A 12,063-nucleotide genomic window follows, 5' to 3' on the forward strand; every position below is an offset into this window, starting at 1 on the left:
CTAATAAGGTTGGAGATCGCGCACGTTGAGTGGAGATGAATGGCTGAACCGGTTTGCGGTATCAATTTCACTCAATATGAATGAGGCCGGTAAAAGAGACTCAAATCGGCCGGAATCGCACGCGAAGCAAGGTTCGCAGCACCTTTCAGCGTTGCAAGGCCTATTTACTTTTGTTGAGAATCGCGCGACTGCGTTTTATGCCCATAGCTTCGGATTGGCATGAGTTTTTTTGAAACTGTGGGACGGCCGGCTACTTAGACTCGCATGAGGCGGCCGGAAAGCGGCGCCACGCTATTTTTTTCTATGCCGATTCCATTGCGAGTGCGTCCATGTCCTTTCTGTCCAATGCCTGGTATGTCGCCGCGTTCTCCCACGAGGTTTGTCCCGGCACGCCGTTTTCGCGCACGCTGCTGAGCCGGCCCGTGGTGTTGTATCGCGATGCCGAACAACGCCCGATCGCGCTCGACGATCGCTGCGCACATCGTTTCGCGCCGCTGTCGCAAGGCCGGGTCGTCGACGGCGCGCTCGAATGTCCCTATCACGGCTTGCGCTTCGGGGCGAGCGGGCAGTGCGTGCACAATCCGCACGGCGACGGCCGGGTGCCGGCCGGCGCGAAGGTGCGCACCTATCCCACGCTCGAACGTTACGGCGCCATCTGGTTCTGGCCCGGCGACCCGTTGCGCGCCGACGAGTCGCTGCTGCCGTCGTTTCCGTTCGTCGAACCCGCCACGCACGTCACCCACGATGGTTATCTGCACACGCGCGCGCACTATCAACTGAGCGCCGACAACCTGCTCGATCTGAGCCACTTCCAGTTTCTGCATCCCGATACGTTGGGCAGCGAGGCGATCGCGCGCGGCGACGTGCAGTCGGGCAACCTCGGCGACATTGTCTGGGTGCGCCGCAGCGCGTACGACGAAGCGCTGCAGCCGTTCGTCGCGCAAGGCTTCGGGATTCCGCCGGGGACGCGGGTGGACCGCTGGATGGATGTGCGCTGGACGCCGCCGGGTCTGCTGTCGATCGTGGTCGGCGTGACCGCCGCGGGCATGCCGCGCGAAGCGGGGCTGATCGCGCCGTCGGCGCATTGGCTGACGCCGGAGACGGAGCGCACGACGCATTACTTCTTCGCGTTCGGTTTGCCCAGGGAGATGGGCGAGGCTGCGCATGACCTGGTGCGCTATGCCGTCGACGGGTTGATGAAGCCGTTCGAGTGCGAAGACCTGCCGATGCTCGAAGCGCAGCAGAAGAATCTCGGCGATAACGACTTCTGGGCGATGCAACCGGCGCTGCTGCCGATCGATGCCGGCGCGATTCGCGCGCGGCGCGTGATGGAGCGGCTGATCGCGGCGGAGCGGGCGGCGGGCGAAGCGCCCGCGCGCACGATCGCGATCACGCCGGTGGCGGATGCTTCGCGAGCGCTCGCGTGATGGCGGCCGTTTTCGATGAGGCGACGCTGCGCGGCGAAGCGCTTCGCGACGATGCTGCTGCGGATGACGAATCGCTCAACGCGGTCTGGGTGGAATGCATCGTCGAGATGCTGAGCGCGGCCGGCGTGCGTCATGCGGTGTTGTGCCCCGGTGGACGTGCCAGTGCAATGTGTCTCGCGGTCGATGCGCATCCGCATATCGCCGTCGAGATGGTCTGCACCGATGAGCGAAGTGGCGGGTTCGTCGCGCTTGGGCTCGCGAAGGCGAGCGGGTCGCCGGTGGCGATCGTCACGACTTCCGGCTCGGCGGTCGCGAATGTGTTGCCGGCGCTGACCGAAGCGGACGCCGCCGATGTGCCGCTCGTGGTGCTGACCTGCGATCGTCCGCGGGCTTTGCGCGGCACGGGCTTTGGGCAGATGGCCGATCACCTTGGCGCGACGCGCGCGTTCGTGCGCGCCCAGGCGGATCTGGATGATCCTGTCGATTCGCCGCACGCGGTGGAGCAGGCGAGGGGCAGGGTAGCGGCGGCGCTTGCGGCGATGGTCGAGGGTGTGGAAGACATCGGCGATGGCTTGTCGCGCGCCGATGCGCATCCGCCCGCCCGGCGGCCGACGCGTGGGCCGGTGCATGTGAATGTGCCGCTGGCGGGTGTCTACGATGCGGTCGAGACGCAGCCGGTGTCGGGCGAAACGGTTCGTGCGGTGCGAGGGGCCGGTGACGTGGCCGGTGTCGTACGCGGGATGGTGACGCAGCGCGATGTTGCTGGCGTGGCTGAAGTTCAGGCGTTGGACGCGCACGCCGCAAGTGCGGGCGAGCACATGAATGAGCATGTGGTTGAACGAGTGCTTGAGCACGGGAGCGAGCACGGCTCGTACGAGCACGGCACCAACGATCACGGCACCAACGATCACGGCACCAACGAGCACGCGAACGAGCGCCCGAGCGATCACGCGAAAGAGCACGCGCACGAGCTTGAACAGGTCGTTGCGCGTGTTATGTCTCGTGTGCTGGCGAAGCGCGGCGATCGGCCGCTCACTGAAGGTCTCGACGGCTTGATCGTCGTCGGACCCGAACCTGGCGTGCCGCTCGAAGCGATTTTCGCGCTGGCGGCATCGAGCGGTTTTCCGGTACTCGCCGATGCCGGCAGCGGACTGCGTTCGGGGCCGTCCGCGCTAGCGCCTCAGACGGCGGCACGCGGCGCGCCGGGCGCGCTGATCGTCAACGCCTTCGATGTATTCGGCGGTGCTTCGCGACTTGCAAACACGCGTGCGGAATTGATCGTGCGCTTCGGCCTCGCGCCGGTGATGCCGGTGCTGCATGCCTACCTCGAAACGCAGGCCGACGTGCCCACCATCAAGATCGCGCCGTGCCGTGTGGCGTATGACTATCTGCATCAGGCGCTCGATCCGCGCGATGTGGTGGTGGCGCCTTCGGTTAGCGCTTTGCTGGAGATGGGGCGAGCGCTGCGCGAAGCGGTGCGTGGCCGGATGGATTTGCATGCGTGCGCGGAAGCAAATACCGAAGCAAACACCCGCCCCAACGAACCCGCCGCGCCCGTTGCCTTCTCGTGGCGTGACCGCTGGGCCAGCGTCGCCAGTTACGGCGCGCGCGAGCGACGCGCATACGTCGCGTCGCTCGAATGGGGCGAAGTGTCGGCGGTGCATCGCGTGCTGGCTGCGCCGGGTTTCGCGTTCGTCCATCTCGGCAATTCGATGTCGATGCGCCATGCCGACATCGGTTACGACGTGCGCGCCGCGCGTCAGGACATCTATGTCAATCGCGGGGTGAGCGGTATCGACGGCACGCTGTCGACGTTCATCGGCGAGGCGCTCGCGCGTGGCGACACGGGACTGCTGCTGCTCGGCGATCAGGCGTTGGTCCACGATCTGTCCGCGTTGGCCAGCGCGCAGCGTGTGCAGACGCCCGCCTGCGTCTGCGTGGTCGACAACGGCGGCGGCGCGATCTTCGATTTCCTGCCCATCGCGCAAGCGCCGGCTTATCGGCGCACGATCCGCAATCCCTATCGGCTCGACCTCGGCGCACTCGCGCAAGGATTCGGGCTGGCGCATCGACGGGTCGGCACGCACGCCGAACTGGACGCGGCCCTCGCCGATGCCAAAGAGCACGCCGGTGTGACGATCGTGGAAATCGCCGTCGAACCGTACTCCGGCGCGATGCAGATGAATCAGCTCGCGCAAACGTTGGGGGCGGCATGATGGATTGGGACGTGGTGGCCAGTCCGTTGGAGCGTTCGCTCGCGGCCTTGAACCGGTATGCGAGCGCGAGCGCGCCGGATGAAGTTTTTCTCGACGATCTGCAGCAACGTATTGGCGCGGCGCGGCGTGCGTCGGCGCGTGGCGGTCCGCGTGCGTCGGGCGAGGGGCTAGGTGCGCCGAGTGTGTCAGGAGCGTCAAGCTCGCCGGGTGTGCCGGGTGTGCCAAGCGCAGCAAGTACGTCGAGTGCGCCAGGCGCGTCAAGTTCGCCAAGTGCCCCAAGCGCCCCAAACACCGCACCGCGCGTGCTGCTGCTCGGCTATACCGGCGCAGGCAACACCGGCGCCGATCTGCGCACGATCGAAACGATCGCGCAGCTACGCCGTGTGCTCGCGCCGCGCGTGCCGCAGATCACGCTGTTCGCGCTCGGCGACTGCTTCGATCATCCGCTGCTGGCCGACACGCCGCGCCTCACCCCGGCGCTGCCTTATCTGCCCGATGCGCTCGATGCCGCCGTGCGCGAAGCCGACCTCGTGCTGAATGTCGAAGGCTCGACTTACACGTCGAAATTTTCGGATTCGCTGGCAGGCGTACTGATCGGTGGCCTCGCGCTCGCGCATGCGCATGGGCGGCCGGCGATTGCCTATGGCGTGGACAGCGGCACGATGAGCGCCGCGCTGACGCGCTTCGTCGAACGTAACGCCGATGGCGGCGAGATCATCTGCCGCAACGACGCGGCGCGACAACAACTCGCGTCGCTCGGCGTGCTCGCGCAGGCCGGCGCCGATACGGCATGGACTTATCGGGCGCGGCCTGAAGCAAGCGCCGCATCGCCCGCCGCGCGACGCGTCGCGCTGTGTCCGAACAATCCGTTCTGGTGGCCGGTGCGTGCCGATGCCGCACGTGCTCGTGAGCTCGACGCGCGCGGCGAAACATCGCCGCTGCGTTACGGGCCGCTGCATTTCCACAGTTGGGACGCGGCGCGTGCCGAGGCTTATCACGCGTATCTCGATCGCTTCGCGCAGATCGCCATCGGCTTGCGGGAGCAGGGTTATACGCCGGTACTCGTGGGCATGGAGCAACTCGACCACAGCGCCTGCGTCGATCTGGCCGCGCGGCTGCCGTTCGAGATCGAGCTCGTCACGCGTGGCCCGCGGACGCTCGACGAAGTGGCCGCGGCGGTCGCGCATGCCGCCTGCGTCGTGACGACGCGCTATCACGCGGCCGTGCTCGCGATATCGCACAGTGTGCCGGTGTTCGGATTGTCAATGGACACGCGCATCGAGCGTTTGCTTGGCGAAGTGGGATGCCCGCAATGGAGCGCGGCTTGTGACGACGCGGACGGCGCGCAAGCCGCACTGACGGCGATCGGATCGCTGTGCCGCGATGAGGTGCGCACCGCGCTGATCGCGGCTTACGCGGACTATGCAACGTCGCAACGCGTCCGTATCGACGCGATGGGCGAGAGGCTGCGCGCTGCACTCGAAGGCTGAACGCTGATCGCGCGAGTGCACAGATGCACGCGCATTGCCGTGCCATGCCATGACGCGACGCGGTCCGGTCCGGTCCGGTCCGGTCCAGTCCAGTCATCCGCGCCACACCCATCCACACCACAACCACCCGTACCGCATCAAAACTTCCCACAACCGTCATCAGGCTGACAAAAACTTCGCCTGGCCGTTCGGCAGTTCCGTTTTGCGTTGGGTCGACACATCGATTTCCGCTGTACTGACGAATCGAGCCCGATCGCCACGGAGACCAGCATGTCGACACCGTCCATTCCAAGTTCGCCCCGTGCTGGACATGTGCCGGACCCGGCCAACGGCGAGCACCCGTCCACCGATCCCTCCCACCCGACCCCTGCATCGACGACGCCCACGCCGACGCAGCAAGGCAGCGCCCAGTTGTCGACGCTCGGCAAGCTGAAGGCAAAGCTGTCGAAGACGACCAAAAAGACCGGCCAAGGCATCGCGGCCATCGAATCGCCGCTCGGCACCACGGCGTCCGGCGGCTATCTGGGGTGGGGCGTGAACAACGCGGCGTCGTCCGGCGGCGGCCTGGCGAGCGCCGCCGGCCACGCCTCCGACGGAACGAAAACGCTCGCCGAAGTCGCGGGCTCGCTGGGCGCCGTGCCTCAGGCACTCGACATCGTCGCTACCACCGTCAGCACCGCGAACAAGGCTTTCAAGGTCGCGAACAGCGCGAACAAGGTCAAGACGACGGAAAAGGGCACGCTCGACGGCGACGAAGCACGGCGGGTGCTGGCTCAGGACAAAGGCAATCTCCAGCGCGCCGCGCCCGGCGCGTTTCGCGATGTCGGGCTGGGCGCGCTGAACATGACCAGCCGCATGGAATCGGTCACGCATCCGGGCACCTCGCTGTACGGCAAGGCGCCGGGGCCGGTGTATGCGGACGGCGCGCTCGCCATCGCTTCCGGCGCGATGTACACGGCGGCCGGCGCGCTGCAAAGCCGGGCGGTCGACCGCAAGGTGCAGCGCACCCACGCGTTCAGTACCGCGCTCGATCATCCGGCGAGCGCGCGTGAGGATGCGACGAGCCCCGGCCTGCAAGCGCTCGACGATCTGCACGCGCGAGGCAGGATCGACCCGAACGTCTATTCGATCCTGCGGCAACGCAGCGATGCCGAGGTCACGAAATTCACGCAGAATTTCGCGTCGGTGGGCGGCGGCGGACAGACGCGGCTGAACCAGATGCTGCATTTCCCCGGCGAGCGGATCAAGCTCAACGTCCTCAACTTCAACCGCAAGACCAATCTGAATACGGCGAGCACGCGGCGCGCGATTCGCGAAGACGTGATCGACGCCTTCATCGCCGCCGACGTGAGGCCGGGCCGCACCGATTCGTTGTTCACGCATCTGGCGACGGTCCGTGAAGCGTCGCGCGGCAAGCGGGCCGGTCCCGATCTGGGCAAGCTGGACCCGCACTTCGCGGCACACGGGGTGCCGAAGAGCGAGTTCGACAAGAACGCGCTGACGGCGATTGCCCGCTCGGGCGATCCGGATGCGTTTCTCGAACGCTACAAAGGACTCTCCGAGACCGATCGCTCGCGCGTGCGCGACACGCTGCACTTCGGCTCATGGCGTTTCTGGAAAAGCGACGCCACCTTGCCCACGACGAAATATCAGCGCGGCGATATTCGCCAGGCGCTGGCGAAGCACTTCATCGGTGGTGCGACGATCGAGCGGATGCAGGAGCTCAAGACGCGCTACAACGCGAAAGTCGTGCCCTTGAAGCCGAGCGGCACGACACCGCAGACCGCCGCGCCGCCGGAGATGCTGAAGCAGCATCTGTCGGCTTACCAGGCACTCAACCTCGACAATCTGAAAGAGGAAAAGCGGCACGCGAAGGTGCAGGTCGCCTACGGCGCGGTCAACATGGCAGCGGGCGTGGCCGAGTTGGCGGTGAATCCGGTCGCCGCGGCGACCGCAGGCCAGGTGAGCGCGTCGCGCGCGGTGCTGAGTCCGGTGTATCTGATCTATGCGGGCCGCCGGGGGATCGTCAGCTATATCACGCAGAATAACGCCCGGCCGATCGACGCAAAGATGCGCGAGGAAGCGCTGATGCGCGCGCTGCCTCGGGTGCGCGAACGGATCGAATCAGGCGCGGGGTCGACGCAGCGTCTGCAGCATCGCGATATGTTCCTGCGCAACGAACTGAAACTCGGCGACGCGGACATCAAGAAGCTCGACGGGCTTGAACGGTCCGGCAATCATGCGGGCGCCCGCGAGTTTCTGGCGTCTAAAAACCCCGAGAACAATGTGCTGGTCGCGCTGCGTGTGCTGGCCGACGAGCGCGGCGGCGTCGCCTCGCATTTTCATCGCAATCAGGCACGGCAAATGATCGATGCCGAGGCGCAGACCCATAACTCCGACGCCTTGCGCGCGATCGACGACGACTCGAATCCGGACGAGTCGTTTGCCGCGCTCAAGACGCATTTCCTCGATGAAGCGGCTTACGATCCGGCCGCCGGAATCGGCACGCTGTCCGAACAACTGTCGGCGGGACACGCCCCGGGCGATCTCGGTTTCGATAAGGCCGGCTATCAGGGCAAAACGCCCGCAGCGGTCGCGGAGCATCTGAAAACACGTTTCGCGCAGGACAATCCGCCGTTCGCGGTTCGCCAGTTCGTGGCGGGGTGGCGCGAAGGCGGCGAGGGCGCGGTCGCGGCGAGGAACATGCTGCGCGATTTCCGCTTCACCGAAAAGGATATCGCGGGCCTCCAGGGTATGAGTCGCAAGGACGCGTGCAAGTGGCTCGAAGGTCATCTGTTCGGCGAAAACGTGCGGCGGCGTTTCTCTACGGTCACGCTCGATCAGGCGGGCCGCAATCGCGCGGCGGACGCCGTCGAACGGGTTCAGCTTCAGCCTTCGGATGCGGCCGAGCCGTTGCAGTGGCGCAACCATTTCGAAGAGGCTGGCGTCGATGTGATCGACAACCCGGGTACGCCGGGCCTCGATTCGATGTTGTACGCGTTGCATCAGAATTTCTCGGGTAAGAGCGATGCGTCGTCGAGCGAGATGAACAGGCAGGTGATGAAGGCGCGCGCGCAAGTGATTCAGACGTTGCGTCAGAGTCAGAGTCAGGGTGCGGGTGCGGGTACGGCGCCGGGTGCCAGCGCGTCGCCGCTGCTGCCCATCGATGTGGCGCAGCATGCGGACGTGATCGCACAGGTCGCGGCTCAGGTCTATGGCAAGCCGGGCGCGGCGGTCAAACTCGTGGATGCTACCGGCGCGCAGCCGCATCAACGCGTTGGCGGCAATGGCAACGCGGCCGCGCCGGTTGCTGCCGTGCTTTGCTACGACAGTCAGTCGAAACGCACATTCACGTTGCACGGCGGGAAACCGGCTCCGACGCCAGCGGTGAGCCCGCCGGCGTCCGGTTTCAGGCCGCTGCAAAATGTCGGGGGTTCCGGTCTCGACCTTAACGCCACGGGCGCGATGGAGATGCAGCCGATGGCGGCTTTGGCTTCGGGTTCGTCGAGTCGGTTGGCTGGGCCGAGGCCGATGCCGATGGCTAGTCCGCAGGTTAGGCCGTCGGTGACGGCGAGTGGGTTGCCGCCGAATACGCCGGTGGTTACGTCGCCTATTGCGCCTTCGATCACTACGAGCGGTTTGCAGCCGAACACACCGCTGGCTACGCCCCCGATTACCGCGAGCGTGTCGCTGCCGAATACGTCGCCTATTGCGCCTTCGATCGCTACGAGTGGTTTGCAGCCGAACACGCCGCTGGTTACGCCGCCGATCACCGCGAGCATATCGCCGCCGAACACGCTGCCGGCGTCGACGAATACGTCGGCGACGCCGAAGCCGCTGAAGCCGCCGATCAGCGCGAGCGTGTCGCAGCCGCTCAATTCGCCGTCGTCGCCGTCGATGACCACGCCGCAAACGCCCACGCCCAAGTTAAACTCCGTGGCCGCGTCAAGCGCTTCAAGCGCCGCGTCATCGTCAAGCTCCGCTGCCGCGCTGGTCGCGCCCTTAGCGCCGGAGCGCGAGGCACACGACGACCGGATCAACGACGCGCTGAGTGCGCTCAAGGTACTGCCGCAGAGCGCGCCCGCGATCACGCCATGGAACAGATTGCCCGACGACATAAAGGCGGTCTACGGCAATCAGCAGTGGGAGTACGAACAGCAAGCGACCATGGCCGCCACCGATTTCGCTCCAACGCAAGCGAGCCTCGAGAAGAGCGGCTTCAGCGTCGTTAAAAACAACGGCGACATGAACAACTGTCTGCTCATTTCCATGGTCCAGCATGCGACGGGCGACTACAGCCAGCCTCACACGCAGCGGGTGGACGAGTATCGGCAGAAACTGGTGGGCGAAGGACACGTCCTGAACGGCCAACCGATGACATTCACCGGCGCTGCCGGCAAGCGTCTGGTGGTGATGATCAACGACGACCCGCAGACACAGCAGCCGCTGCATGTGGTGGGTGTCACGCAGGTGGCGGGTAGAACGCACCTGGATCACATCGGCGCGGATCAGCAAGCTGAAAACGTGCGCGAGGTGATGATCTGGGATCAGGGCGGTCACTTCGAAGCCGTCAAGCCGAAGGACCCACCGGCGGTTTGAGTGTTCGCTGCAGGTCGAGCGCTGGACATGCCGGCGCTCGATCGCTTGAGGTCGGGCGCGGTGCGCTAGTGCTGCTCACTGCTTGTCGCTTGTCGCTTGCCATTTGCCACTCAGCACTCAGCACTTAGCACTTAGCATGCAGAACGCAGAACGCAGAACGCAGAACGCAGAACGCACCACGCACCACGCACCACGCACCACGGCCAAATTCACCACGCCAGCGTTGACTCCCACTGCGGACGCGGTGACGCCTCCTCGCATGCATCCGTCGCCGTTTCGCGCGCGAATGCCGGCATCACGTCCCGAGCAAAACGACGCATGGATTCCATCGCCATGTCATGCGGCATCGAGCCGAACCAGAAGCTCGCGCTGAAGTAGTCACAACCGAGCCCGGCTTGAATCCGACGCAGTTGATGAATGCATTCGTCCGCCGTGCCGATCACCAGAAAATCGTTGCGCAACGCGTCGTCCGAGGGCTCGTCGGGTAGAGGCGCCGCGGGCACGATGCCGTCCACGACGTCGCCCCAATCGTGACGCAGACGCAGCGTCGCGCGTCCGTTCCAGCGCGCATGCTCGACGGCCTCGCGCGCCTGCGCTTCGTTCTCGGCGACGAACACAGGCCGCTGCGTGCCGATACGCACCATCGACAGCGCAGCGGCGAGATCCGGATAGTGGCGCCGCACATTGGTCAGCTTCGAAATCGGTTCGAGCACGCCGGTGAAGAGATTGGCGCGCCGCTTCACGGCTTGTTCGACCGACGCCCGCCGGCTCGAATTGACCACGAGCCACAGCGGTATCGCGCGTTGCAGCGGCTGCGGTACGAGGCCGGTGCGGGGAATGTGGAAGTGCTCGCCGTGATGCGAGAACACGGGTTCGCGCAATGCTTTCAGGAGCACGTCGATCGCTTCGTCGTCGCGTGCCGTGCTTGCGCCTTTGGTGAGCTGGAAGCGCTCGTATTGATAGCGCTGATAACCGCTGCCGAGACCGGCTTCGACACGGCCGCCGCTCAGCACGTCGAGTGTCGCGAACTCTTCCGCGATCACCAGTGGATGATGCAGCGGCACCGGAACGATCGCCGGTCCGAGACGCAGATGACGCGTGCGCGCGGCGATATGCGAGAGCAGCATCAGCGGGCGTGACGAGTGCGAATAGTTCGTGAAGTGATGCTCGGCGAGCCACAGATGGCTGAAGCCGAGCGTATCGGCGGCTTCAGCCATGTCGAGCGCGCGCTGGTAGAGCTCGGCGGCGGGCTTGGGTTCGGGCGCGGGTAGCGTCAAGAACAAACCGAATTGCATGGTCGACTCCGGGGTATCAATGCAGTGGCTGGCTCGCCGACAAGGCGACCGGCGCGAGCCCTTTGGCGCGATAGAACATATAGGTCGCGCCGTAAGGCACCAGCAGATGAGCGCCTTCCAGTTCGCACGCGGGCAGAGGCGGCAGGCCACCCGAAGTGTCGATGCGCTGGATCGAACTGATGTCGGCCAGCCGGCCCTCGCCGGGGCGTCGCGCCGCGACGAAGCGCGCGGTGTAACGCACCCAGGTCAGCGCGTTCGCGCCGACCTGGCTTTCGCCGGCCACTTTGCCGATCACGTAGCTGCCGTCGTACGCGAGGAAGTAACGGCCCGGTGCGATGGTGCCCACGCTTTGGCCGCGTGCGTCGACCAGCAAGGCTTCGGATCCCAGCGGATCCCACAGCAGTTGCGTGCCGTCGCGGGCGATGCCGGGCTGCAACGCGGCGCCGGCGGCGGGCACGTCGGACTTGATGCGTCGGCAGACGTAGGTTTCATCGCCGTGGGTGGTCATCACTTCCTGGAGCACTTCGTTCTGGCCGGCGCGTAGATCGAGAGGGAGGGACTCGTTGGCGGTCGGCGGCGTTCTGGACGTCGTCGCGCAGGCGGCGAGCGCGAGCAGGCAGCCTGCCGTGAGACAGGTCAGCGTCGGGCGCGACAAAGGCGCGAGTCGGGCGAATGGCGCGAATGGTGCTAGTCGCGCAAATAGTGCGGGGCGGGGCGGGAAAGCAGTCATCGGCGGAAAGGGAAGGCGAGCGATGCTGGCATCACACCTGATCCTGTGAGGTGTCGTGGGCGCCGACACGAAAGACTGGATCGAAAACCGCACGCGATGGGATCGGGCAAGTCACCTGCACAGGGAAGGAGCGAAGGAGCGAAGGAGCGAAGGAGCGGGACAGCGGGACAGCGAGGCGCAACGGTTCGCCTGAGCATGCAGTGGTTCGCGCTTCGGCCAAACGCGTTCGGATGGCGGTCGATACTGACTCGGGCTTGCCGCCACGCTCAACGTAGCGTGACACCAACGGTTTCGCCTCTCTTCTGA

6 protein-coding genes are annotated in these 12,063 nt (G+C 65.7%); 4 read left to right on the top strand and 2 right to left on the bottom strand.

Annotated features, from left to right (window positions below; all coding sequences use genetic code 11):
• Positions 1-329: 329 nt before the first annotated feature.
• From HWY05_RS22925 to HWY05_RS22940, 4 genes are all read left to right on the top strand, one after another.
• Complete coding sequence (locus tag HWY05_RS22925) at positions 330-1,427, top strand: aromatic ring-hydroxylating dioxygenase subunit alpha (protein ID WP_176059741.1); 1,098 nt, start codon at positions 330-332, stop codon at positions 1,425-1,427.
• A complete protein-coding gene (locus tag HWY05_RS22930; protein ID WP_244146682.1) occupies positions 1,427-3,643 on the top strand; it encodes a thiamine pyrophosphate-binding protein in 2,217 nt (738 codons plus the stop codon). The genes HWY05_RS22925 and HWY05_RS22930 overlap by 1 nt, the downstream gene beginning before the upstream one ends.
• Positions 3,640-5,133 (top strand): polysaccharide pyruvyl transferase family protein, encoded by a 1,494-nt coding sequence (locus HWY05_RS22935; RefSeq protein WP_176059743.1) that lies wholly within the window; start codon positions 3,640-3,642, stop codon positions 5,131-5,133. The genes HWY05_RS22930 and HWY05_RS22935 overlap by 4 nt, the downstream gene beginning before the upstream one ends.
• Positions 5,134-5,403: 270 nt before the next feature.
• Positions 5,404-9,732 carry a hypothetical protein gene (locus HWY05_RS22940; RefSeq protein ID WP_176059744.1) on the top strand — a complete coding sequence of 1,443 codons (4,329 nt, stop codon included), beginning with the start codon at positions 5,404-5,406 and terminating at the stop codon, positions 9,730-9,732.
• A 209-nt stretch (positions 9,733-9,941) separates the two neighbouring features.
• Here HWY05_RS22940 and HWY05_RS22945 read toward each other — a convergent pair whose 3' ends face one another.
• Together HWY05_RS22945 and HWY05_RS22950 are read right to left on the bottom strand one after the other, a co-directional pair.
• Entirely contained in the window at positions 9,942-11,027 is a 1,086-nt protein-coding gene (locus HWY05_RS22945; protein ID WP_176059745.1) for an LLM class flavin-dependent oxidoreductase, read from the bottom strand.
• A gap of 16 nt (positions 11,028-11,043) precedes the next feature.
• A complete protein-coding gene (locus tag HWY05_RS22950) occupies positions 11,044-11,682 on the bottom strand; it encodes a DUF3455 domain-containing protein (RefSeq protein WP_051980327.1) in 639 nt (212 codons plus the stop codon).
• Positions 11,683-12,063: the final 381 nt, after the last annotated feature.

The organism is Paraburkholderia sp. BCC1876, assembly GCF_902833695.1.
Lineage (GTDB): Bacteria > Pseudomonadota > Gammaproteobacteria > Burkholderiales > Burkholderiaceae > Paraburkholderia.

Excerpts from the sequence above, each read along its gene's own strand:
- HWY05_RS22925 (WP_176059741.1), top strand. The coding sequence starts at position 330 with ATGTCCTTTCTGTCCAATGCCTGGTATGTCGCCGCGTTCTCCCACGAG.
- HWY05_RS22930 (WP_244146682.1), top strand. The coding sequence starts at position 1,427 with ATGGCGGCCGTTTTCGATGAGGCGACGCTGCGCGGCGAAGCGCTTCGC.
- HWY05_RS22935 (WP_176059743.1), top strand. The coding sequence starts at position 3,640 with ATGATGGATTGGGACGTGGTGGCCAGTCCGTTGGAGCGTTCGCTCGCG.
- HWY05_RS22940 (WP_176059744.1), top strand. The coding sequence starts at position 5,404 with ATGTCGACACCGTCCATTCCAAGTTCGCCCCGTGCTGGACATGTGCCG.
- HWY05_RS22945 (WP_176059745.1), bottom strand. The coding sequence starts at position 11,027 with ATGCAATTCGGTTTGTTCTTGACGCTACCCGCGCCCGAACCCAAGCCC.